Source organism: Nocardia sp. IBHARD005 (genome assembly GCF_052814245.1).
Genome location: NZ_CP199935.1, coordinates 589,019 through 613,250, shown reverse-complemented (window position 1 = coordinate 613,250; position 24,232 = coordinate 589,019). Strand labels below are relative to the sequence as shown.

General features: G+C 64.5%; 19 protein-coding genes. 3 read left to right on the top strand and 16 right to left on the bottom strand.

Annotated elements, in window-relative coordinates; all coding sequences use genetic code 11:
- Nucleotides 1-52: 52 nt before the first annotated feature.
- Both ACTWPB_RS02880 and ACTWPB_RS02875 read right to left on the bottom strand, forming a co-directional pair.
- On the bottom strand, nucleotides 53-1,339 hold the full coding sequence (locus ACTWPB_RS02880) for a M18 family aminopeptidase (RefSeq protein ID WP_446224184.1): 1,287 nt from the start codon (nucleotides 1,337-1,339) through the stop codon (nucleotides 53-55).
- Nucleotides 1,340-1,401: 62 nt separating this feature from the next.
- Nucleotides 1,402-1,839: a MarR family winged helix-turn-helix transcriptional regulator gene (locus tag ACTWPB_RS02875; protein WP_446226218.1), complete on the bottom strand. Its 438-nt coding sequence runs from the start codon at nucleotides 1,837-1,839 to the stop codon at nucleotides 1,402-1,404.
- A gap of 60 nt (nucleotides 1,840-1,899) precedes the next feature.
- Here ACTWPB_RS02875 and ACTWPB_RS02870 point away from each other — a divergent pair, with 60 nt between their 5' ends.
- A complete protein-coding gene (locus tag ACTWPB_RS02870) occupies nucleotides 1,900-2,994 on the top strand; it encodes a substrate-binding domain-containing protein (protein WP_446224183.1) in 1,095 nt (364 codons plus the stop codon).
- Nucleotides 2,995-3,088: 94 nt separating this feature from the next.
- Here the strand turns inward: ACTWPB_RS02870 and purQ are convergent, their stop codons facing one another.
- Together purQ and purS are read right to left on the bottom strand one after the other, a co-directional pair.
- Complete coding sequence (gene purQ / locus ACTWPB_RS02865; protein ID WP_446224182.1) at nucleotides 3,089-3,766, bottom strand: phosphoribosylformylglycinamidine synthase subunit PurQ; 678 nt, start codon at nucleotides 3,764-3,766, stop codon at nucleotides 3,089-3,091.
- Complete coding sequence (gene purS / locus ACTWPB_RS02860) at nucleotides 3,763-3,999, bottom strand: phosphoribosylformylglycinamidine synthase subunit PurS (protein ID WP_056818769.1); 237 nt, start codon at nucleotides 3,997-3,999, stop codon at nucleotides 3,763-3,765. Before purS ends, purQ begins: the two co-directional genes overlap by 4 nt.
- A gap of 97 nt (nucleotides 4,000-4,096) precedes the next feature.
- Between purS and ACTWPB_RS02855 the strand changes: the two genes are divergently transcribed.
- Nucleotides 4,097-4,741, top strand: coding sequence for an MBL fold metallo-hydrolase (locus tag ACTWPB_RS02855; RefSeq protein WP_446224181.1), 645 nt, complete (start codon nucleotides 4,097-4,099; stop codon nucleotides 4,739-4,741).
- Between the two features lie 183 nt (nucleotides 4,742-4,924).
- Here ACTWPB_RS02855 and ACTWPB_RS02850 read toward each other — a convergent pair whose 3' ends face one another.
- The 12 genes from ACTWPB_RS02850 to ACTWPB_RS02795 all read right to left on the bottom strand — a co-directional run bounded on the left by ACTWPB_RS02850 (nucleotide 4,925) and on the right by ACTWPB_RS02795 (nucleotide 22,209).
- Nucleotides 4,925-5,626: a DUF2334 domain-containing protein gene (locus tag ACTWPB_RS02850; protein ID WP_446224180.1), complete on the bottom strand. Its 702-nt coding sequence runs from the start codon at nucleotides 5,624-5,626 to the stop codon at nucleotides 4,925-4,927.
- A gap of 152 nt (nucleotides 5,627-5,778) precedes the next feature.
- Nucleotides 5,779-8,004 carry a S9 family peptidase gene (locus ACTWPB_RS02845; protein WP_446224179.1) on the bottom strand — a complete coding sequence of 742 codons (2,226 nt, stop codon included), beginning with the start codon at nucleotides 8,002-8,004 and terminating at the stop codon, nucleotides 5,779-5,781.
- 348 nt (nucleotides 8,005-8,352) lie between these two features.
- Nucleotides 8,353-9,312 carry an alpha/beta hydrolase gene (locus tag ACTWPB_RS02840; RefSeq protein WP_446224178.1) on the bottom strand — a complete coding sequence of 320 codons (960 nt, stop codon included), beginning with the start codon at nucleotides 9,310-9,312 and terminating at the stop codon, nucleotides 8,353-8,355.
- A 136-nt stretch (nucleotides 9,313-9,448) separates the two neighbouring features.
- Entirely contained in the window at nucleotides 9,449-9,871 is a 423-nt protein-coding gene (locus ACTWPB_RS02835; protein ID WP_446224177.1) for an HIT family protein, read from the bottom strand.
- A gap of 106 nt (nucleotides 9,872-9,977) precedes the next feature.
- The gene (gene purB, locus ACTWPB_RS02830) at nucleotides 9,978-11,399 is read right to left on the bottom strand and encodes an adenylosuccinate lyase (protein ID WP_446224176.1); all 1,422 of its coding nucleotides are present in this window, start codon (nucleotides 11,397-11,399) and stop codon (nucleotides 9,978-9,980) included.
- Nucleotides 11,400-11,405: 6 nt separating this feature from the next.
- Nucleotides 11,406-12,059, bottom strand: a complete 654-nt coding sequence (locus ACTWPB_RS02825) for a TetR/AcrR family transcriptional regulator (RefSeq protein WP_446224175.1) — start codon at nucleotides 12,057-12,059, stop codon at nucleotides 11,406-11,408.
- Nucleotides 12,060-12,216: 157 nt separating this feature from the next.
- Nucleotides 12,217-13,380, bottom strand: a complete 1,164-nt coding sequence (locus ACTWPB_RS02820) for a pyridoxal phosphate-dependent aminotransferase (RefSeq protein ID WP_446224174.1) — start codon at nucleotides 13,378-13,380, stop codon at nucleotides 12,217-12,219.
- 666 nt (nucleotides 13,381-14,046) lie between these two features.
- The gene (locus ACTWPB_RS02815) at nucleotides 14,047-14,508 is read right to left on the bottom strand and encodes a hypothetical protein (RefSeq protein ID WP_446224173.1); all 462 of its coding nucleotides are present in this window, start codon (nucleotides 14,506-14,508) and stop codon (nucleotides 14,047-14,049) included.
- A 223-nt stretch (nucleotides 14,509-14,731) separates the two neighbouring features.
- On the bottom strand, nucleotides 14,732-15,232 hold the full coding sequence (locus ACTWPB_RS02810) for a hypothetical protein (protein WP_446224172.1): 501 nt from the start codon (nucleotides 15,230-15,232) through the stop codon (nucleotides 14,732-14,734).
- Nucleotides 15,233-15,792: 560 nt separating this feature from the next.
- Nucleotides 15,793-20,385, bottom strand: coding sequence for an RHS repeat-associated core domain-containing protein (locus ACTWPB_RS02805; RefSeq protein ID WP_446224171.1), 4,593 nt, complete (start codon nucleotides 20,383-20,385; stop codon nucleotides 15,793-15,795).
- The gene (locus ACTWPB_RS02800) at nucleotides 20,385-20,723 is read right to left on the bottom strand and encodes a type VII secretion target (protein WP_446224170.1); all 339 of its coding nucleotides are present in this window, start codon (nucleotides 20,721-20,723) and stop codon (nucleotides 20,385-20,387) included. The genes ACTWPB_RS02805 and ACTWPB_RS02800 overlap by 1 nt, the downstream gene beginning before the upstream one ends.
- 238 nt (nucleotides 20,724-20,961) lie before the next feature.
- Nucleotides 20,962-22,209: an IS256 family transposase gene (locus ACTWPB_RS02795; protein ID WP_446222569.1), complete on the bottom strand. Its 1,248-nt coding sequence runs from the start codon at nucleotides 22,207-22,209 to the stop codon at nucleotides 20,962-20,964.
- Between the two features lie 973 nt (nucleotides 22,210-23,182).
- On the opposite strand from ACTWPB_RS02795, the gene ACTWPB_RS02790 reads away from it, so the two are divergent.
- Nucleotides 23,183-24,214 carry a M23 family metallopeptidase gene (locus ACTWPB_RS02790; RefSeq protein ID WP_446224169.1) on the top strand — a complete coding sequence of 344 codons (1,032 nt, stop codon included), beginning with the start codon at nucleotides 23,183-23,185 and terminating at the stop codon, nucleotides 24,212-24,214.
- Nucleotides 24,215-24,232: the final 18 nt, after the last annotated feature.

Here is a 24,232-nt window from a genome sequence, read left to right as displayed (position 1 = left end):
CACTCGGGCGATGTCTCCCTGATGGCCTGGTGATCAACCGTCCAAGGCGAGGTCAGGCTTCGGGGGTGAGGAAGGCGGCTAGGGCGGAGGCGTAGGCGGGGACGTCGGCGGCGCCCATGAGTTCGCGGCAGGAGTGCATCGCGAGCTGGGGTGCGCCGACGTCGACGGTCGACATGCCGGTGCGGGCGGCCGTCATCGGGCCGATGGTCGAGCCGCACGGCAGGTCGGCGCGGTGGACATAGCGTTGCAGCGGCACGTCGGCCTGCGCACACGCGAGCGCGAACGCGCCGGCGCCCGCCGCGTCGGTGGCGTAGCGCAGGTTCTGATTCACCTTGAGGACCGGCCCACCGCCGACGTCGATGCGATGCGCGGGCTCGTGCCGGTCCGGGTAGTTCGGGTGCGTCGCGTGCGCCATATCGCCGGAGGCCACCACCGAACCGGCAAGCGCGGCAAGGTAATCCGCACGCCCACCACCTCGGGCCAGCACGATCCGCTCCAGCACCGCGGGCAGCAGATCTGATTGCGCCCCACGATCGGACTGACTCCCGACCTCCTCGTGGTCGAACATCACCAGCACCGCCGTCGCCGCCCCCGGCTCGTCGGCGGCCGCGAGGAACGCCTGCAACCCGGCGTAGCAGGTGCCCTGATTGTCGAGCCGCGGCGCACTCACCAGATCGAGATCGCGACCGACGATCGTGCTCGACGCGAGGTCGTGGGTCATCAGTTCCCAGCCGAGCACGTCGGCACCGTCGACCCCGGCCCGCTCGGCGACGAAGTCGAGGAACGACGCGGGTGCGTCGCCGATGCCCCAGATGGCGTTCACGTGCCGTTGCGGGTCGAGGGTGACCCCGCGCCGGTCCTCGGACAGGTGAATAGCCAGCTGCGGCACCCGCAGGATCGGCTCGTCGATGCGTACCAGCACATCGCGCATCCGCGCACCCTCGCGCACACTGAGCCGCCCCGACAGACCCAGCTCCCGGTCCAGCCAGGAGTTCAGCCAGGCCCCGCCGTAGGGCTCGAGCCCGACCAGCTGCCACCCGGCACCCGCCAGGTCCGGATGCTGCTTCACCCGCAGATTGGGGCTGTCGGTATGCGCGCCGACCACCCGGAACGGAGCAGCGGGCACCGCGTCGTAATCAGCCCACGCGATCAGCGAACCACCGCGCACCACATAGTGTTTCCCGCCCGCGTCGTCCCACGCCGACGCCTCGGTCAACGGCGTGAACCCGTTGCCGTCCAGCTCGGCCGCCACCGTCGCACACACATGGAAAGGCGAGGGTGACGCATCGATGAAGGCACACAATCCGCTGGCCGTGGCCGCTGTCAAGGAAACCGGCATCCTGCGATCCTAGGCACGACACCGCGCCCGGGCACCCCGCACCGGGAAGTACGGTGCCCGGATCAGTCGTCGCGTTCGGCGATCACCGCGAGCGCGGCCACCAGTTCGCCGTAGCGGCGAATCCCGAGGCGCGACCGTAACTCTTCCTCCGCGAGCTTCTCCTGCGCGCGGATCCTGGCGGCCAGCTTGGCACCGAGGCTGCTCAACCCGATCAGGATCCGGCGCCGATCGTCGGTGGCGGCGACCCGGAAGATCAGCCCGCGTTCGGCCAGGTTGTCCGCGTGCCGGGTGGCCGAGGACGGGGCAAGCCGCGCCTGCGCGGCCAGTTCCGACATCGTCATCCCGTCGTCGGTGGACAACTGCGACAGGATCGCCCAATGGTCGGCCGTGAGGTTGTCAGCCGACAGCGCCGATTCGAGCCGGCCTACCCAGTTGCGCTCCGCGGAGCGCAGCGCGCCGTGCAGCGTGGAATACCCACTTATGATGGCCACCGATTGCATTCCCACCTGCCGAAAAATTCATTCGAACAATCCTGTTCGTGCCAGGCGATAGAGTACAGAGTGCCTTTGTTCGGTCAGAGCCGGGATGAGACGATCGAGATTCTCTCGATTGTCCCCACGCAGGGCCCTGGTGGCATCATCGCGCCATCGTGTACCGCCGCCATTTCCCTCGCCGTCGACGAAATCAATAGCGGCACAGGAATTCTCGGCCGCGAAATCCACCTCACGACCATCGATGGCGGCCGCGAACCGGCCGAAGTCGCCGCCGAAGTAGCGGCCTTCCTGGCCACCGGAATGGTCGGTGCGATCACCGGTTGGCACACCTCGGCGGTGCGCCGAGCAGTTGCCGATGCCGTGGACGCTCGGGTCCCCTACCTCTACGCCACCGACCACGAGGGTCTTCCCGACGAACGCCCCGGTGTCATGCTGGTAGGCGAGCATCCCGACCACCAAACCGTCCCCGCCGCCGCCTGGATGGGCCGCGAACTAGGAGTGCGCCGCTGGGCGGTGATCGGCAACGACTACATCTGGCCCCGCCGGACAGCACTGACTCTTCGCCGATCCCTGCCCAACCCGTACGACATCATCGTCGAGCACTACGTCCCCCTCGGCACCACCGATTTCAGCGATTTCCTGGAGAACCCGGCGCTGCTGCTGGCCGACGCGGTCCTGATCCTCATGGTCGGCGCCGACACCGCCCGTTTCAATCGCCAGTTCGCCGCTACCGGCCTGCCCGCTGTCATGCCCCGCCTCAGCCCGGCGGTCGATGAGAACGTGCTACTCAGCGCGGGCCCGTCGGCGAACACCAACCTCTACGTGGCCTCGAGCTTCTTCATCGACAACCGCACCACCGAAGGCCGGGCGCGGCGCGCCCGCTACCACCGGCACCAGGGCCAATTCGCCCCGGCGCTGACCACTTTCAGCAACTCCACCTACGAGGCGATCCACCTGCTGAACACCCTGGCCGATACGACGGGCACCCTCGACGTGGCAACCATCACCGCCGCGGCGGAAACCGGTCTGGTGCTGGACGGACCGGCAACTCGCCGCGGTTTTCTGGGCAATCAAGCAGTAGGCCCCGCCCACCTGGCCATGGCGAACGGGGTCGACTTCGACATCCTGTGCCGCCTCCCCGCGAATCCTGGCCAGACCTAGGATCGTCGACCGTGACAACGCGGCCGCCGGTACGCCTTTTTGGAGTCAGCCCGTCCCCGGTGAGTTACCCATGTACTCACCGGGGATTCAGCAATCAGGCGCTGATCAAACTATCGATCACCGAGAAGAACATTCCGAGACCGTCATCGCTGGGTCCGGTCAATGCCTCGGTCGCGTGCTCGGGATGCGGCATCAAACCGACAACCCGCCCGTTGGCCGAGGAGATCCCGGCAATCCCGCGCTGCGATCCGTTCGGGTTGTCACCGGCGTACCGGAACACCACGCGGCCTTCGCCTTCGAGCTCGTCGAGCACCTTCTCCGAAGCCTGGTAACGCCCCTCGCCCGACTTCAGCGGAACGAGGATCTGCGCACCCGGCTCATACCGCGAACTCCACGCGGTGTCGGTCCCCTCGACCTTCAACCACTCGTCCCGGCAGATGAAGTGAAGTCCCTCGTTACGGGTCAGCGCACCCGGCAGCAACCCGGCCTCACACAAAACCTGGAATCCGTTGCAGATGCCGAGCACCGGCAGACCCTGCCCGGCGGCGCGAACAACCTCGCCCATCACCGGCGCGAATCGCGCGATCGCCCCACACCGCAGGTAATCCCCGTAGGAGAACCCGCCGGGCACGATCACGGCGTCGACACCCTTGATGTCGGCATCGGCATGCCACAGGCTCACAGCCTCGGCGCCGGCCAACCGAACCGCCCGAGCGGCGTCGACATCGTCGAGCGTCCCCGGAAAAGTAATTACGCCAATGCGCCCGCTCACGAGACCCGAACGACCTTCCAGTCCTCGATCACCGTGTTCGCCAGCAGCGCCTCGGCGATCTGCTCGAGCTGAGCGTCCGACACACTGTCGTCCACCTCGAGCTCGAATCGCTTGCCCTGCCGCACATCCGAGATTCCAGCGAATCCCAGACGCGGGAGCGCGCCGACCACGGCCTGTCCCTGGGGGTCCAGAATCTCGGCCTTCGGCATGACCTCGACCACGACTCGTGCCACGCGTTGCTCCTCAAGTGGTGTGTGGGTTACCCCAGAAATCCTAGTTGACAGGGCCGTCGCGCCCGCGTTCCGGGGTCGCGGCGGCTTAGCATCGGGTATGCGCATCGCCCACTTCGGTCATTCCTGCATCCTCGTGGAACTGCACGGCGTGAAAGTGCTGTTCGACCCCGGCACCTTCGCGCACGGCTTCGAGGGCATCACCGGCTTGGACGCGATCGCGGTGACCCACCAGCATCCCGACCACATCGATCCGAACCGGATCGGCGACCTCATCGAGAACAATCCCGGCGCCCGCCTGCTGTCGGATCCGCAGACCGCGCAGCAGCGCAGCGAGGGCTGGGAGCCGGTTTCGGCCGGCCAGGTGCTGGATATCGGCGAGTTACAGATCACCGGCGGCGGTGGCAGGCACGCGGTGATCCACCCGGAGATCCCGGTGATCGACAACACCGTGTTCCAGCTCGGCACCGAGGCCGACCCCGCCCAGCTGGTCCACCCCGGCGACTCGCTGTGGGTGCCGCCGGTCCCGGTCGGCGTGCTCGCCATCCCGGCCGTCGCCCCGTGGATGCGGATCTGGGACACCGTCGACTACCTGCGCGCGGTCAATCCACGCACCGCCGTCCCCATCCACTTCGGCATCATCGATCCCTCGGCCTACGGCACCTACTTCGGCAGGCTGACCGAGATGGCCCCGGCAGGCACCGAGTTCCGCGTACTCGAACCCGAGGACCAGGGCCAGTTCTGACGTCAGCGGTAGCCGGTCAGGAACAACGCTTCGGCCACTGCCATCTGCACAACTAGCGGAAACCACTCGATCAACTGGGCAAGGACAGCCGCCGTTTCCGGCAAGAAGGCTCGAAACTCCCGGGGAACACACCGAGGCCACCGCCGCGCACTGATCGCCAGTACGCGCGCGGCGGCGGCCTGGTCAGGCAGCTCTGGCTTCCGGGTAGGTCTCCCAGCGGTATACGTCGCTGCGGGCACCGTGGTACAGCGCGAGATCGACCGCGTCGAGCATCGCCTGGCGCGGACCCGACCGCTGTAACTGCGCCGCCGACACCGCCAACCGCAGCACGCCACCGCGCCGAGCGGTGCGCGCGGCACCCATCACCAGCGCCCGGCACCACCACGGTTCGGCCCGGAAGCCCTCACCGATCCCGTACACCCGAGCACGTTGGGCCACATCACGTTCCAGGTCGAGCATGCTGGTCAGCCCGAATGCCATCCGGAACCCCACCTCTGGCAGCGCTGCGAGCGCACCGGACGAGGCATCCCAGCGCGGCGCGGCGAACAGCCGGGTGCGCAGTTCCACCCGCTCCATCACCCGATCGGCGGCCTTGAGCCGCAACGTCGCCTCGTGTCGCGGCAGGTCGGCGAACTCCGCGCGGCGGGCCTTGGTGGCGGCCTGGTCGTATCCGTGCAGCACGATCGCGTCGCCTTCGAGGCGCCGCCCGCGCAGCCACGACTGCGTCGCCGGATCGTCGACCAGCCGGTACTTGCCCTTCAATCGCGGCGCGACCAGCAACGACAGCCGCACACCCCGCGCGTCCATCTCCCCGGCGAACTCGATCGCGGCGTCGCGCGTCGTATCCCGGATCCCCGACACCGAAACGATCAGCTCAGCGTTCATGCACACAACGGTGACAGCCGCAGATGACACCCGAGTGCTACACCGATGACGCCCGAACGAATTCCGGCGCACTCCTCACCGCTGCGGCCGGTGCGGCAATCACCACCCGAAATGGGCCCCGACCAGCTGATCGGAGCCCATGGCGGCACCGATCACGCGTCCGCGAGACCCACGCGGTCGAGGACCCACGCGTACTCGAAGCCGACTTCCTTCCACTTCTCGTAGCGCCCGCTCACACCGCCGTGGCCTGCGGTCATCTCCGTCTTGAGCAGCACCTCGTTGTCGCCGGTCTTGGTGGCGCGCAGTTTGGCCACCCACTTGGCCGGTTCCACGTAGAGCACGCGGGTGTCGTTGAGGCTGGTGATCGCCAGGATGGCCGGGTAGTTCTTGGCCTCGACGTTCTCGTAGGGCGAGTACGACTTCATGTACTCGTAGACGTCCTTGTCCCGCAGCGGGTTTCCCCATTCGTCCCATTCGATCACCGTCAGCGGCAGCGACGGGTCGAGGATGGAGGTCAGGGGGTCGACGAAGGGGACGTTGGCGATGATGCCGGTGAACAGTTCCGGGGCGAGGTTGGCGACCGCGCCCATCAGCAGGCCGCCCGCGCTGCCACCGTCGGCGATCAACCGGTCGGGCGCGGTGGCGCCGGTGTCGATGAGATGGCTTGCGCAGGAGACGAAGTCGGTGAAGGTGTTCTTCTTCAGCAGCGTCTTGCCGTGTTCGTACCAGAGTCTGCCCATCTCGCCGCCGCCGCGCACATGCGCCACCGCGAACACCATGCCGCGATCGAGCAGCGACAGCCGCGAGACCGAGAACGACGGGTCGATGCTGGCCTCGTAGGAGCCATATCCGTACAGCAGTGTGGGTTTCGGCCCGTCGGGCAGCCCGCTGCGCTTGATGATCGAGATCGGAATCCGGGTGCCGTCGGCGGCGGTGGCCCAATCACGATGCTGCTCATAGTCGCCTGCGTCGTAACCACCGAGCACCGGCTGTTCCTTGCGCAGCAGCAGCTCACCGGTGGCGGGTACGTAGTCGAACACCTGCATCGGCGTGATGAACGAGGTGACGCCGACTCGCAGCGTTGGCTGCTCCCACTCCGGGCTCGAACCCGCACCGGCGGAGAACAATTCGAGTCCGAAGTCGAGCTCGGTCAGTTCGCCGAAGCCCTCCGGCGTGAGCGGCCACACCGACAGGCGCGGCAGCGCGTCGCGCCGGTAGCCGAGCACCAGGTGGTTGGCGAAGGCGTCGATGTCCTCGAGCCGCACGTCCTCGCGATGCCCGATCAGCGTCGTCATGTCCGACGGGTCGGTGACGGGCGCGACGGCGAGCACGAAGTTCTCCGCCTTCACCCCGTCGATCACATCGTTGTGCAGGATCAGAAACTTGTCCTGGCCCGCGATCACCGCGTGCTCGGCCGAGTACTCCACACCTTCGCGGCGCGGCAACAGCACCCGGAACTCGCCCTCGGGGTTGTCCGATTCCAGGACCCAGCCCTCGGTGGTGATCTTGGAACCGAGCCAGACCATCAGGTACTTCTCGGAACGGGTCGCGCCGACGCTCACCCAGTAGCGATCGTCGGGCTCGTGGAACACCGTCACATCGGCGTCGGAACCGGTGCCGACGCGGTGGCGCCACACGGTGTCGGGGCGCCATGACTCGTCGACGGTCTGATAGAAGATGTGCGTACCGTCCAGTGACCAGGTGGCCCCAGGTGCCGCGCCCGCCACCTCGTCGGGCAGCAGCTCACCGGTGCGCAGGTCCTTGATCCGCAGTGTGTAGCGCTCGTCGCCGGAGCTGTCGACGGAGTAGGCGAGCAGGTTGCCGTCGTGGCTCAGTGAGAACGCGCCGAGGGCGAAGAAGTCCAGCCCCTCGGCGAGGATATTGCTGTCGAGCAGCACCTGCTCGCCCTCGATCGCTGCGTCGAATTGCGAGGTTGTCGAGGGCCCTGCGTGGTCACGCTCCGCTGCCGCCGCCGGGTCCGCCGACAACCCCGCGGAGCCCACCTCGAGCTGCGGCGGCGTCCACGCGTCGATTCCCTCGGCGTTCGCGTCGATGGGACAGCGGCAGTGCACGCCGTACTGTTTGCCCTCGAAACTGCGCGAGTAATACCAGTAGTCGCCCAGTCGCGTCGGCACCGAGAGATCGGTCTCCTGCGTCCTGGCCTTGATCTCGTCGAAGATCTTGTCCCGAAGGGGCTGCAGCTGGTCGGTCTGCGCCGCGGTGAAGGCGTTCTCCGCCTCCAGATACGCGATGACCTCGGGGTCTTCCTTGTCCCGTAGCCACTCGTAGTCGTCGACGAACGTGTCACCGTGGTGGACCCGCTCGAAGGGCGCCTTCTTCGCGATCGGCGCCGACACAGTCTCATTCTCGCCAGCCATCCGTCCACCGTAGCCGCCCCACTCCAACCGGGCCCGCCAACTCGGCCGTCTGCCGCTGGTGGCAGTGCGCTCATGCCGGCCGCTGAGTATTTCCGCGCATCTGCCGAAGGCCCTCCGGAGCCGCTCCTGGTTCCGGTCCCGACGTGCTCGGCCGGGTACAGCTGGGCCCGCTCGAGGCAACTATCTTGCGCGGCGGTGACGTCGCCGGAGTCCGGGAGTGGCTCGACGCACCGACCCCGACACGAAAGAGGGCGATCCTGCGTCGACGATCGGCGAGGTGGCCCGAACGCACCGCGACCCGGCTCTGCGGCCGTAGCAGCCGTCGAACCGGGTCGGGTGTGGAGGTTGTCAGGCCCCGAGGGCGGGTCCGATGACCGGCCACGAGGCGTGCAAGGCGTCCTCCCAGTAGGACCAGGAGTGGGTGCCCACCGGGTGGTAGTCGATCCTGGCGCCGATGCCCGCGCCGCGCAGGCGCTGGTCGAAGGCCACCATGCAGGTGTTGACGCCGAGTTCGATGGGTCCGCCGAGGAAGATGTTCTCGGCCAGCGTCGGCTTGAGTTCGGCCTCGTGCGGGCCGGGAATCCCGGTACCGGTCGACATGTACAGCGCCTTGCCGCGCAGCGCTTCGATCATCAGGGCCGGGTCGTGTGCGGCCCACTCGGGACTGCCGGGCGCGCCCCACATGTTGCCGGGGTTGCCGCCACGATTGACGATGGAGAACATCATCGCGCCCGCCGCCATCGCGATGTCCGGACAGGCACTGTAACCGGCTACGGCACGGTAGAGGCCGGGGTGGCGGGCGGCCAGGATGTAGGCCGCGTTGCCGCCCATGGACAGCCCGCCGATGCCGTTCACGCCGTTGCCGTTGAAGTGTCCGTCGATCAGGCCGGGCAGTTCCTGGGTGAGGAACGTTTCCCACTTGTACCGGCCGAAACGCGGATCATCGGCGGTCCAGTCGGTGTAGTAGCTGGCCTGGCCGCCCATCGGCAGCACCACGTTGACGTTCTTGCCGCGGAAGAAGGCTTCGGCGTCGGTGGCGTTGGTCCAGGTGCTCTGGCCGATGCCGGGGTCGAGCCCGTCGAGCAGGTAGTACGTGCCGCGCGAGCCACCGCCCGCCGGATGCAGCACCTGTAGATCGACATTACGGCCCATCGCGGGCGAGGTGACGGTGATAGCCGTCCGGTGCGGAGTCAGTTCGTTGACTCCGATGATCTGTGCGGCGGACGCCGTCGTGGGGTGAACCACCGCCGGTCCGATCACACCGAGAGCAATAGCCAGCACTACAGCAGCAACACCTGTACGACGCACGATCTACCCTCCATAACCGCATGCCAATGACAGTCCAAGGTAACCCACAGGTGAACGAACTGGAAGCATTTGGCGTTTCGGGCGTTTCTTCAGCAAACTCCCCGGTTTGCAATGACCGCTTCGCCCGAAATGCCGGTCAGCGGGTGAGCGCGCCCCGGATCGAACCGGCCAGGTAGTCGAGATCCGCCCGTGCGGGAGTTGTCGGCCGCGCGCGCAAGCCGAAGCCGTCACCGGGTGTCCGCGGGATCACGTGCAGGTGCACGTGGAAGACCTCCTGCCCGGCCGTAACCCCGTCGGCGAGAAAGAAATTCACCCCGTCGGCCGCCACTTCGCTGCTGCGGAGCGCGGCGGCGATCCGCTGCCCGACCTGAAAGAGCTTGCCGCCCAGCGCGGGATCGAGATCGGCCAGACTCGGTGCGGGCACCTTGGGCACTACCAGAACGTGCCCCGGCGTCACAGGACGAATGTCCATGAAAGCGAAGACTTCGTCGTCCTCGTAGACCTTCGAGGACGGGGCGGCCCCGGCGATGATGTCAGTGAAGATCGTGTACGGATTCACCCACGTACGGTAACCCCGGCGAAATCGTGCAATTCGACGAGTTCTAGTCAGAAAACTGATCAGAACGAGGCGGATTGCACGATTACGCCGGATCACTCGAGGAGAACTAGAGAATCGGCGACGGCGTGTAGCGCGCGGCGTCCGGATCGGACTCGACCAGCTTCTGCACCTGCGCGACCACCTCGGACACCTGATCCGAGGCCGCGCCGATGAACGCCGCCTTGTCGGCCAGCGCCGCGTCCAGCCCGGCCCGGTCCAGCGGCATCCGGTCGTCGGCGGCGAGGCGATCGAGCAGGTCGGGCTCGCGCCCCTGCTCACGCATCGCCAGCGCCACGGCCACCGCGTGCTCCTTGATGACCTCGTGCGCGGTCTCGCGGCCCACACCCGCGCGCACCGCCGCCATCAGGATGCGGGTGGTCGCCAGGAACGGCAGGTAGCGGTCGAGCTCACGCGAGACCACCGCCGGGTAGGCGCCGAACTCGGCGAGCACGGTCAGGAAGGTCTCCATCTGCCCGTCGATGGCGAAGAACGCGTCCGGCAGCGCGACGCGGCGCACCACCGAGCAGAACACGTCACCCTCGTTCCACTGCGCGCCCGCCAGCTCGGCCGCCATCGAGCCGTAGCCGCGCAGGATCACCTGCAAGCCGTTCACCCGCTCGCAGGATCGGGTGTTCATCTTGTGCGGCATCGCCGACGACCCGACCTGGCCCGGCTGGAAACCCTCGGTGACCAGCTCATGACCGGCCATCAGCCGAATCGTGTGCGCGAACGACGACGGCCCGGCACCCAGCTGCACCAGCGCCGACAGCACATCGTGATCCAGCGACCGCGGGTACACCTGACCCACGCTGGTGAACACCGTCGCGAAGCCGAGGTGGGTGGCGACCTGCCGTTCGAGGGCGGCGAGCTTGCCCGTGTCACCGTCGAGCAGGTCGAGCATGTCCTGGGCGGTGCCCATCGGGCCCTTGATCCCGCGCAGCGGGTAGCGGTCGATCAGGTCGCGCATCCGGGCGAGGGCCACCAGCATCTCGTCGGCGGCGGAGGCGAAGCGCTTGCCCAGCGTGGTGGCCTGCGCGGCGACATTGTGCGAACGCCCGGCCATCACCAGCGTCTGATACTCGGCGGCCCGCTCGGCCAGCCGCGCCGCGATGGCGATGCCGTGCTTGTAGACGTGTTCGAGGGAGAGCCGGATCTGCAGCTGCTCGACGTTCTCGGTGAGGTCGCGGCTGGTCATGCCCTTGTGCACGTGTTCGTGCCCGGCGAGGTCGTTGAATTCCTCGATGCGCGCCTTCACGTCGTGGCGGGTGACCCGCTCACGCTCGGCGATCGAGGCCAGGTCCACCTGGCCGATCACGCGTTCATAATCGTCGACAACCCCTGCGGGGACTTCGATTCCGAGTTCAGCCTGCGCGCGCAGCACCTCCAGCCACAGCCGGCGCTCGAGCACGATCTTGTTCTCGGGCGACCAGAGCGCGACGAGCTCCGGGCTGGCGTATCGGGTGGCGAGGACATTCGGGACGAGGCTCACGAGCACTCAGTCTAATTGCCGCACCCATTCGGCCTGCTGGGGCATCATGTTCGGGACCATGGGCGGGGCGACGATGTCGATCATTTCGAGCAGACCGGCCCTGGCGGGTCGGCGGGGCTCGGGGTGGCCTTCGATCAGCGCGGCGACCACCGCACCGTCGACGACGGCCACCAGCCTGCGTAACTGCTCGGGGCGCACCACCCGGTCGGAGCGGCGCAGCACGTCGGCGAGCAGTTCTTCGAGCTGCGTGCGTAGTCGGAGCTGGACCTCACGTAACTCGGGATGACGGGCCGACGCCACGGAACGCTCGTAGCGGGCGATGAGCTGGCCGCGGGCGTCCAGGTCGCCGTCGTCGGGGCCGACGAGCACGTCGAGGACGAGCTCGACCGTCGCGTCAGTGCCGCGCCTGCGATGGCTGACCTCGCCGACCCGGCGGCGCATCGCGTCGAGTTCGATCGCGCCGCTGAACTCCACGGCACGGGCGATCAGATCTTCCAGCGATTCGAAGTAGTAGGTGGTCGACGCGAGTGGAAGATCGGCTCGTGAGGCCACCGAACGATGTCGCACGGCGTCGAAGCCGCCTTCGAGCAACAGCTCAGCCGCCGCCGCCACCAGAGCCTGCCGACGTCGTTCGCCTTTCGGGGTCGTTGCGGTGGTCACCGTGCAGGAGTGCCAGTCATCATCAGTTCAACCGTGCGCAATCGTCATCGGGGAAACACTGGGAATTCGGGATAACTGAGTTTTACCGCATCCCGGCACAGATGTGTTCGTACTACGCAAAGTTGTTGTCGCACATCACTGTTGACAAGGGGCCGGATCAGCCCTTCAGGAACCGTCCGAGACGCTCCAGCGCTGCGGCGATGTCGTCGGTGGCGCCCGCGAAGGAGAAACGGACCGTGTGGTTTCCATTTGTGGTGTCGAAATCGAGCCCGGGTGCTAGTGCGACGCCGGTTTCGGTGAGCACCTCGGCGCACCAAGCCCGGGAATTGTCGGTCAAATGTCCAATATCGGCATAGGCGTAGAAGGCGCCGTCGGCCGGGGCGAGATCGGTGATTCCGATCGCGGGCAAACCCTCCAGCAGCAGCGACCGGTTGCGCGCGTACCGGCGCACATGCCCGTCCAGTTCATCCATGGCTTCCGGCCCGAAAGCGTGCACGGCCGCGTACTGGGAGATCGCGGGCGGGCACACCGTCATATTCGACGCCAGCCGTTGCAGCGCCGGGCGCAGGTCAGCCGGAGCCAGCATCCAGCCGAGCCGCCAGCCGGTCATCGAGAAGTATTTCGACACCGAACCGATCACCACCGATTCGCGGGAGAACTCCCACGCCGAGGACGTCGGCGTGCTCGCGCCCGCGTAGGTGATGCCGTGGTAGATCTCGTCGGAGATCAGCAGCGTGCCGTGCTGTTCACACCAGCGGGCCAGCGCGGCGAGTTCGGTGGGGTCGATCATGGTGCCCGTCGGGTTGGCCGGGCTGGCCACCACCAGACCCTTCGGCGGCTCCGGCAGCGCTTCGAGCATCGCCACGGTCGGCTGGAATCTGGTCTGCGGGCCGCAGTCCAGTTCGATGACCGCACAGCCGAGCGCGGACAGCGTGTTGCGGTAGGCGGGATAGCCGGGGCGCGCCACCACCACGGTGTCACCCGGGTCGAAGGCGGCCAGGAAGATGAGCGTGAACGCGCCCGACGACCCGGTCGTCACCACCACCTCGTCGGGGTGCACGTCGTAGCCGTAGGTCTCGCTGTGATGGCCCGCGATGGCCTCGCGCAGCGGCAGAATGCCGAATGTCTCGGTGTAGCCCAACAATTCGTGATCGATGGCGGCCCTGGTCGCCCGCAGCACCGGCGCAGGCGCCTGCGTAGACGGCTGCCCCGCCGCCAGCACCAACACATCCCCATGCGACCTGGCGCGTTCAGCAGCCGCTTTCCACACATCCATGACGTAGAAGGGTGCAATTGCCGACCGCCGCGATTCTCTGGACACCCCAGACACGGTAATCGACAGCCAGAACGCACCAGACATCCACGTCAGAACCGGGGCACCTGATCACCACCGCCGAGATGGACGGTCAATCTTGCCGCAGATATCAATCCTCGCCGATTCGAGCGACTGACTGCGGAAGAATACCTCGAATCCACTTATCTTCAAGTTTCCACAGGACGGCCATGGGCGATTTTCTCGAAACAAGCTCCCTAAGATTCTGATCTAGATCATCAGCTATCAGATAGCGATCACTTAGAGAAGCGATCATCATCTCCGAGAATCGTCGACACAGGGCGCACCATTCGATAAGAATAGCCTTTCTTAAATCGACCCCATACTCGTGATAGTACCAACGGACGTCACCGTCTTGACAATGCGGACACTTCCGTGGGCTGCTTAGATTTGGAAACCCAACCATCATCAGCGACTTCTTCTCGCACCCGTCATACCCCCACCACTCATAATTACTCATCGACCACCCACTCAGCCATCGCTCCCTACTCACCTCCTCCGATTCAATTCCCTGAAATCAGGAGGACCTCGAATGAACGGCTTGGTCATCGCAATCCCATCGAGATGGTGCGCCATATCAGAATCCATACTTATCCAGCTTCCGGGGACAGCAGCAACCGAGGAATCGGGTCGATGGTCCTTCGAACCGGACGGTCACAATTTCGACAAGTCAGCCAGCTCGGCATGGTAGGCGTTGGTGGTGTACTGCCCCATCGCAGTGAAGAACTCGATTCCCGCAGCTTTGAGAGACGAAATTAATTCCAACTCGGGCACTACCGCCGATCGCAGATCACCTCGACCAACATTGCATACAACTTTTACATCCATTCTGCCCACGCGAGCAAAGGTAACCTCGATCGGCTGGTCAGGGAAATATGTACGAGAATATCCGTGTTGCTTGAGATCGATTGCCATCGATGTCAGATATGCCCACAATTCATCGATACAATCCCAGGTGTCGCGATCGAGAATCTGGATCTCATTGATCCGCATATCAATAGCTCCCTGCAGTTCGACCGGGTGACCTCCCCCGAGTCGTGGACTCGGATTCGGACCAGGCCAGAAAAACTTCTCTTCCAAATCACGCAGAAATGTTTTTATGTGGATCATATCCATATACTAATCGTCGACCCCTGGATAGCCTGATGCGCCCTTAGCGGATGTCTCATAACGTAGCTCGCAACTTGCGGAGCTTCTTGTAGCGGGTATTCCGAAGAGCGAGCCTGTGCATGCGCATGATCCGTGCGATCGTCGCGACCGCTCCAGCATTGCCACACCATCGACACGCCAGTACGACGTGGGCACAACAAGTCGCTACATGGAAGGTTTCCTATTCGATCTACAGATCCATCAATTTCGAAAGCACGGCGTGGACTTGCGCGTGCAGGTGATCAGCCGTGAGATTATCGTCGTCATCCATGTCCTCGAGTGCGAAGAATATTCCTTCTAGGAGTACATCGAAGGGCTCACGCACCCGCTCTTTTGCGTTCATGGACCTACGGCGCGAAACATACCACCTACTCGCGAATTCTTCGAGACCAATGCTCGAGGATGTAAAAAGGTTCATCAATGAGAGACGCTCGCCGACGCCGGAATCCGATGGCACTTCGGCCGGTCGCCGCCATGCCCATTTGGCGCGATCCCACTTCTCATCTCTATTCATCACAAAGAATTTCCTCCCAACCCACGTCACTCGCTGCCGCTCAACCCCAGAGAAAACCTTTGCCGCCGGCAATATTCTGTGCAACCGCACCAGATAACCAAGAGCGACAAACGCTACGCGTCGAATCTCCTGATCATGCGACTCGGATGCTCGAACAATTACATCCGATACGCCCACGACATCATCCGAGTTGAAGTTCCCGCCTGAATCAGGCCGCGGACAGTCTTCGCATTGCGATCGGTCGGATCAGAATTCACCTTATCAGCTCAATAAATGTGCGGTCCGCATCGGACACTCGACTCATGTCCTCTATTAGGTCAGTCCGACTGGGGTCCACACGCGGTCGAGATGTTCGAAGAGTTTATGGAAGTCTGAAATTGCAGATTCGCAGAAATCAGGGTCGACTTCCGCTATTTTGAGCGGAAGCTTCATATAGCCGACATCAAGTCGAGGTACGAACTCATTCGGTACTCTAGATGGTTGAATCAGCCAGTTCCTACGTCGTGGACTGTTCTCCACACACCAATCGACAGCTCCTCGATATGACTCCACTCCGTCTACGATAAAATTAGGGGTCGCAGCCGCTTCTGTTCTATACCTCCACACCACAAATGGTGGCGTGCGACGTTTGTTGTAATCGTCATAACCTACATCTATCCGCGCCCATTCCACCTCCCCGAGCTTTGAGAGAATTCTCAACACCCGCATGGTTGGCGTCGAATCAGATGGGTAACTCTTCATCGCCAACTCATTCCTGGATTAAGGCTGCGCATGACGCTCTGGTAATCCCCGAGCGGAATGGGAGTCTGAGACAGGCGGGGGTCATAAGCATATCGTCCATCTGTATACACCTCATGGAACACATATCCTTCCAAAATCCTCCCCATATTTTCTGGCGTCTGCAAAGACGTCCCAGGAGCTGGCTCATACCGGATGATACTCCCCTCCCCATCCACTCGTCGCAACATCAAATCGGCGATTTCCGAGCAATCGACCATAGGGTCATAAGTTCTGGTCATGAAGTCGTCGAGTCGACTGTCAGTTGGATGGTCCGGGTTGGGTGACCGGAATCGGTACGCGCCATCCTCATCTCGACATGGTGTCAGTCCCAGAGGATCTGTCCATGCCGTGGAGTTGTGGGGGTAGGTATTCGGATTTGGCGATGGCACGAGGCCAAGGGGGTCTTGGGTGAGGTAGCGGCCGGTTTCGGGGTCGTAGTAGCGGTGGTGGTTGTAGTGGAGGCCGGTTTCGGGGTCGTGGTGTTGACCTTGAAAGCGGTGGGGCGTTTCGGAGCCGGTCCAGGTGGTTTGACCCCAGAGGGGCGCGGTGGCGGATGAGGTGATGTCGCCGGTTGTGGGGTCAGCGAGGTGGGTGGGGGCGCCTTGGAGGTTGGTGACGATTGCCCAGAATTGGTCGTCGACCGATTGGGTGAGGGGGATGTGGGTGGTGGGGTGGTTTGTCCAGGTGAGGGTTTCCACTTTTGCGTGGGCAAACGTGGATTGCTCGGTGAGATAGACCCCGTCCCAGGCGAATTCAGTGCGGGTGTCAGTCTCATGGCGGCTTTTGCTGGTGCGGCGGCCGAACGCGTCGTAGGTGTAGGACCAGGTCCCGTTTTCGGCGGTCGCGACTTCGATCAATTGATCGAATGCGTTGTAGCGGTAGTGCCAGATCGCGGGTTTGCGGGAGATCCGGGTTTTCTCTTTGCGGATCAGACGGCCCGCGGTGTCGTAGTGGTATCGGGTGCGGCCCGCGCGTATGAGGAGATTGTTGCGGTACTCGAAGCGTGGATCGGGATTGAGTTCGGGCGAGGAAGGATCGGGGCCGGGGTCGGGTGGTGCTGGCGATGTGGGGATGTCGACGGTGGTGAGGTTGGAAAGAGAGTCATAGGTGTACTGCTCGGCGAGTCCACCGCTGGGGTTGGTGATGTGGGTGATGCGGCCCATCGTGTCGAGGGTGTAGTCGCGGCGGCGAGTGTGGCGTGCATTGGTGGTGGTGTGGCTGGTGATGTAACCGTCACTGCGCCAGGTGTATTCATCACGTTCGAGGAGTTGGAGCGGTGTGCTGCTTCGGGGGTCGAGTCGGGCGAGTTCTCGACTTAGGGTGTGACCGGCCGGGCTGTAGGTGTTGTGCTGGCCGAGACCTTGTGTGTGCCAACTATTTTGGCGGCCGAGCAAATCGTGCGTGAAGTCGAACCGATGCCCGCCCGTGATCAAGGCCGCAACTTGCCCGGTCGGGTTGTATTCGTAGGTTGTCGAGGCCCCGGCCGGGGTGGTGTAGCCGATACGGCGGCCGTGGGAGTCGTGGTCGTAGGTGATGGCACGGCCATCCACCTGTTGGGCATGGAGTCGGCCAGCAGGGCTGTGAGTGAACTCCACCGTGTGGATGGTGTTGGTGTGCACTCCGTTTCGTGCGGAAGCGAGGTGCCCGGTCGGGGTGTAGGTGTGGGTGATCCATTCGCCGGTGTCGGTGCTGACCCCGACGAAGTGACCCAACAGGTCGTAAGTGTGGCGGCGTTGGACACCGGCCGGGGTCGTAATCACGGTTGGCCGGTTGAGCAGGTCGTAGTCGGCGTGAGTGACCGAGCCGTTGTAGTCGGTTTCGGTGCACACGTTGCCGGTGGTGTCGTATTCGTAGGTCCAGGTGTCGCCGAGCGGGTTGGTGACCGAGGTCAGGTGGCGTTCGGTGTCGTGGGTGTAGGAAGTGACGGCGCCGTCGGGGGTTTCGCGGGTGGCGACGAGGTCGAAGGTGTCGTAGGTGTAGCGGGTGATGCCACCGATTTGGTTGGTGTGGGTGAGCAGGTTGGCTTCACCGTCATACGTCCAGGACTGCGTGGCACCGTCGGGGTCGGTGCGGGACAACAGTTTTCCCTCGCCGGAATACCGATGAACGCTGGTGTTGCTGAGGGGGTCTGTGACCTTGACGGGTCGACCGAAGCTGTCGCGTTCGACCACGGTGACCGCGGTGTCGGGTTCGGTGATCCGGATGGGGAGCCCTGCGGGGTCGACGTCGATGTGGGTGGTGGCGCCGGTGGAGGTGGTGATCGAGGCCGGAGCCCCGCAGGGGTGGTAGGTGAAGATGGTGCTGACATCGTCGGCGTCGGTGACGCTGGTGAGGTTGGTGTTCTCGTCGTAGGTGCGTGTGGTGGTCGTGCCGTCGACGTCGGTGATCGTGGCCGGGCACTTCGGGGCTGCGTAGGTGAGGGTGATCGATTGTTGGTCGGGGCGGCGTAGCAGGATCAGGTCACCGTCAGAGTTGTAGACGTAGATCGTGGTGTTGGTGTGGGCGTCGACATGACGAACGGGTTGGCGGTACTCGTTGTAGTCGGTGATCGACGTGCCACCGCGCGGGTTGATCACGTTCCGCAAGCACAACTCGGTGTCGAACTCGAAAATCGTTGTCGCGCCGAGAGAGTTCGTGTGATGGGTGCGGGTGCGCCCGAATTCGGGCAGGTCTTCGTAGGCGAAGGTCGCGGACAGGATGTTGTCGGTGCCGACCTGTTTCACGACCCGACCGGCGAAGTCGTAGGTGTTGCGCATTTCGGTGCCCCGCGAATCACGCCACGACAGCATCCGGCCGGCGGAGTCGTACCGGTAGTGGGTGATTGCGCCGACACCGTTGGTGATCGAGGTGAGATTTCCTGCGGTGTACCCGAATTCACGCACCTTGGTCGCCGACGGGCTGGTCGTCGGGGCGCTTGGGCCGGAGGCAATTTCGGTGGAAGCGATCTCGACATCGGCAGCAGCCGCAGTGACGGTGAGGGCGATGACCCGGCCTGCGTCAGTGTCGATGTCGACCCGGTACCCGCCGGAATGGGTGACGTGAGTCGGAGCGCCCTCGGCGCTGTAGTGGAACCGGATGCGGTTGCGGTGACGGTCGGTGATCTCACTGATCGCGTAGTTGCCGAGTTGAACGTCCAAACCCGCCAAAGTCGGGTCGGGGGCGAACCCCCAGGTGAGACCACGATCAGGGTCATACACGTGGTAACCACCGGCCTCGGTCCGGACCATCGTCGCCCGAATCCCCTTGTGAACCGGTGTCACTGGAACATCGGGGGCGGTGTGGGGGAACTGCCACAGCTCACCGTCGGGCCCGACGAACTTCACCCCGACCTGGTCGACATCAACACGCATATCCAACGTCGCCGCCCACGACGGGCCGAACCACCGTCCGAACCGATACGACGAACGATGCCGACGCGTCAACACCAACGCCAACACACCAGGAAGATCGATATCAGTTTCCGGGAGCAAGAACTCACCGGTCGCGGCATCGACCGGGTCACCACAATCGGTGGTTTGCTTCTCCGTCTTGTTCAGGTTCGGCTTGTCCGCGCCGTCCTGGTTGGTGAGCTTGGATTTATCGGTATTCGCGACCTGAGTTTGGTCGTCTTTGGACCACGGATCGGTCTTCTTCGGTGATCCTGTATCCCCACCATCGGGTGTCTTCGACGGGGTCTCTGGGGTACTCGCCGGGTTTGTCGGCGTATCGGTCTTCGTCGTCGACGGTGTGGTCGGGGTATCGGCCTTGGTCGTGTTCGACGGAGACGTCGAGGTATCAGCGTTCTTGCCCGACTTCGACGGGGTCTTCTTGAACGCCTTCGCGATATCGCCGAACGAGTTCTTCAATTGTTTGAGCAGAGGCTTCAGCTTTGCCATCGTCTTGGCCAGCTTCGAAAACAACTTCGAAATCGTCGCTACTGTTTTGGCGATGTAGGCGGTTGCTTGCACCGCGACGAGCGGGGTCGCCAACCCCACCGAGAACACCAGCTCCGCCGCCCAGACCGCGAGACGGCCCACGGTTTGGGCGACCAGGTCACGCACGGTTTCACGGACCGCGGCCACGACCCCACCAGCGAGCCGGATAGCCGACGCTGCCGCCGTGGCGGCGGTGTTGGCGGCCGTGAGCAGGTTGGTGGTGTTGGATGCCGCGTTCTTGTACGCGGTCGCGGTCTGACCGGTCCAGTCCGTGACATCAGTGGTGACGGCCTTGTTCTGGGCGGCACCGACTTCACCGATACGGGCCGCGACGTTGTCCCAGGTTTTGGCGTAAGCCTCGATCTGGGCGGGATCACCCGCGATCCAGTCCAGGGCGTCTTGGAGGGGTTGGCAGTGTTCGATGAGCCAGCCGACGCCGTAACCGGCGAGAGTCCCAAGGGGGTCGACGACCAGGGAGACCGCTTCGGCAGCCAGACCGACCACACCGAGACCGACTTCGATCCACGATCCACCGGAGATAGCGTCGGAGAGATCGGTCACGGAGCTGACCAAGCTGATCCCGGTCGACCATTCGGTGGTGTCTTCTTTCGCCGCGATCAGCGGGTTCGCGGCCATTACAGCCCGGATTCCTGGGTCTTGATCGCAGCGGCGTTCGTGGTGTCACGCGTGGTGAACGCATCCGCTACCGCGGTCAGATTCGAACTGGTGTCACCGAACGCGTCGATCGCGGCCTGGATCGCCTCGATCCCATCGGTCTCGACCGAGTCCACGAACAACGGCCCGAGGAACGCACACAGGTTTCCGAACGCGTCCGACGGCGCGGAGACTGCCTGAGCTGCTTCGAGGGCCTCGGTCAACCCGGAGCCAGCCGAGGAGACATTCGTGGCGTGGGATTTGATCGTGTCCGGGGAGACATTCAGTTCCCCACCAGCGCTGGCCATCGTGTTGCCCACCCCTCGTACCTTGATGCCACCCCAGTCAGCGGACACTCCCCGCCCGTGACCTACGGTGTCGAACCTGATCGAACAGGCCGACCCGACGGGTGACGACCTTCGGCACGCAGTGCCAACGGCCGAGCCTAGCGGACACGAGACGGCTGCTGGCAGTGGTGAAATCGGATAGTGTCCCGTGGAGTGGTGGACTTCGGATCAACCGCCAAACTGCGTAGTGATCAACGAGTCATGTTGAATGCTAGCCGATTTCGACACTCTCCGCGAGCGCCGGCACCGCTTCGGCAGCGTGTTGTTTGGCCACGATCACCGCTCGCAGCTCGTCCATGCTGACATCGGACACGTAGCGGCGGGTGACCTGCCATTCGTCGTGTTGCTCGATCACGACCGCGGTCGCCAACCGCAGAAACGCCGCCGAGTTCGGGAAGATCTCGACCACGTCGGCGCGGCGTTTGATTTCCTTGTTCAACCGTTCGATCGGGTTGTTCGACCAGATCTTGGACCAATGCGCCCGCGGGAACGCCGCGAAGGCCAACACGTCGTGTCTAGCGGCGGTCAGCATCGCCGCCGCCTTCGGAAACGACCCAGACAAGGTCTCGACGACCTGGTCGTACTGGGTAGCGACCTCGTCGGGATCGGTATGGACGAAGATCGTCTTGACCGCCGCCATCACCGCCGGCACGTGCTTCGAACCCACCGCACCCTGCAGATTCCGCATGAAATGCACCCGACACCGCTGCCACGCCGCACCGGTGAACTGTTGAGCGACAGCGGCTTTCAAGCCTGAGTGCGCGTCAGAGATCACCAGATGCACCCCCGACAAGCCACGATTACGCAGGCTGACCAGGAACTCGCGCCAGAACTCGAACGATTCGCTGTCACCGACGGCGGTGCCGAGGACTTCCCGGCCGCCGTCGATCGAGACCCCGGTCGCGACGACCAACGCTTGGGACACGACGTGGGCGCCGACGCGGACCTTGCAGTAGGTGGCATCGAGGAACACATACGGGAAGATGGTGTGGGTCAGAGTGCGGTCGCGGAACCGGGCGATCTCTGCGTCGAGCCCGGCGCAGATCCTCGAGACCTCCGATTTCGAGATCCCGGACTCGACGCCGAGCGCGGCGACGAGGTCATCGACGTTGCGGGTGGAAACGCCATGGACGTAGGCCTCCATGATCACCGCGTGCAACGCTTGATCGATGCGGCGGCGGCGTTGCAACAGCGAGGGGAAGAACGACCCCGCCCGCAGTTTCGGGATCTTCAACTCGACGTCGCCGCTGGTCGTGGCCACGGTTTTGGTGCGGTGCCCGTTACGGTGGGTGGTGCGGTCGGTGCTGCGTTCGTAGCGGGCCGCGCCGAGGGTTTCGGTGGCTTCGGCCTCGATCAACGCTTGCAAACCAGCGCGGATCAGTTCAGCGAACACGGTGCCGATTTCGGCGCCCTTGAGCTGATCAAGTTGGGTCAGCAGTGCAGAATGGTCGTGGGTCATCGCGTAGTCCTTCGTGGGTCTGTGGGTGAGTCACTGTGGTAGGTAACTCGTTCACCACTACGCGATGGCCCGCCTTCAGGTCGGGAGCGACACGCCCGAAACCTGTTGCGGGGCTACTGATCCGATTCCCACCACTCCAGGGGACTCTCCCTGAAATCGATGGAACCAGGACGTGCTTCGGCGCGTCTAAGGGCGCGAAGGAGTGTCATGGCTTGTTCGGATACCGAATACGAACGCACACATGACTGGGCAGTCGCCAGATCGGGCGGAAAACTCGGAAGTCCCTGGCCAGGGCGGAAACTCGCTAGTTGCCCACAGGGTCAACAGTGTGTACCGTCACACGGACAAGAACGGCCGCCCGGCGAGCTGGAACTCACCGAACGGCCTGGGTACGAAACAGTCAGAGCCTGTTCGCACCGTGGGATGAAATCCTACATGCAACGGCTCGGCGCACCTTGCGTCGGGCTTTCGTCGTTTCATGGGTGAAGTCTGCCCGGACGACGGGCTACCTGTGTCGTGTCCTGGGCCTGGCCGCTCCTGTCGGTCGTTATCGGAGAGCCCGACCGAGGGGCAGACAACCCTGACACCCAGCCTCCTGCGAAAACCTTCGTCGTACGCCTCGCACGTACGCACCTGGTCGGTTCGGGAGTGCACACCTTCGCCCAGGTCCAACATGCCACACGCCGAAACAGGCGTGGGGCCACTTGTGTTGGCCGAGGACGCAAATCGGGGTTCGGTGCGGGGAAGCGGGCAGGGATGGTTACGACACCGGCACCCTTGGGTGCTCCTCATGGTCCAACGCAGTGCGGGCGAAGCCCGGTCGATTGGATCGCCCCACTACCCGCAGGGTCGCCGTCACTCGTCCGAACAAGCGATAGGCTCCGCATAATCGCTCCGACAGCAACTCGGCAGCGACGAACGAGATGTCTCGACGCCCGGTGGGCGCGGCCGGAATGAAGCGGAAGGGGTGGTCGTGGGGACTGGCAAAGGTGCGGTAAATACCGAGCCCACCACCAAACGCCGACCGGTCAGCGTGAATGGTCGTATCCTGCAAGCGAATTGGCGTGAGCAGTCGCCGCCGAAAGCCGGCGCGCGCGATCGGATGGCCGAGTGGGCCGCACGGTATCCGATGGTCGGGGAGATCGCGGGCGAGCTGCGTAGTGGTGAGGTGCGCAAGGTCTTCTGGCGCCGCCCCAAGGCACAGGCGGAGAGTCTGTGGGCGCGAAGGCCGAGCCGCGAGCGGGTGCTTCAGGTGCTGGTCGAGCGGCGCGTGCTCATCGCCGGAATGGCCGCGGTGGTGGTGATCGTCGCTGCCGACGGGCAGTTCGGCGGCGCCGTCGACGGGCCCCCACTCGCACCGGGCGAGGCGCTGCACGTGGCCATCGCCTATCCCCCACAACTCTTACCCAACCCCCAATCGGCGACCCGCATGCTCGCCGCGATCGACGCGGGTGAGAAGCGCCGCGAGGCACACGTGGTCGCCGCGGCGGCCCGCGCCACCCTCGAACGCGCGAAAGCGGAAGCGGCAGCGGCGGTTTCCGGTGAATGGCAGGACTGGATGGGCCAGCGCGCCCCCGTGGTCCCCGGTGTGATGGTGCCCGGCTCGACCCCGTCCCTCGGCGGGTTCAGCCTGCCCGCGAAGGGCGCGTTCACCTCCGGTTTCGGCTCCCGCTGGGGCACCTTGCACCGCGGCATCGATATCGCGGGCCCCATCGGCAGCCCCATCTACGCCGTCGCCGACGGCACCGTAGTGGAAGCGGGCCCGGCGCAGGGTTTCGGCCTGTGGGTCCGCATCCGCCACGACGACGGCACCATCAGCATCTACGGCCACATGTACGACTTCTTCGTCTCCCAGGGCGAGCGCGTCCCCGCCGGCATGCAGATCGCCCGCATCGGCAACCGCGGCGATTCCACCGGCCCACACCTACACTTCGAAATCGTGCAAAACGGTCAACATGTGGATCCGCAGGCCTGGCTCGCGATGCACGGCCTGCGTCTCGATTGACCTCACACCGGGACCACT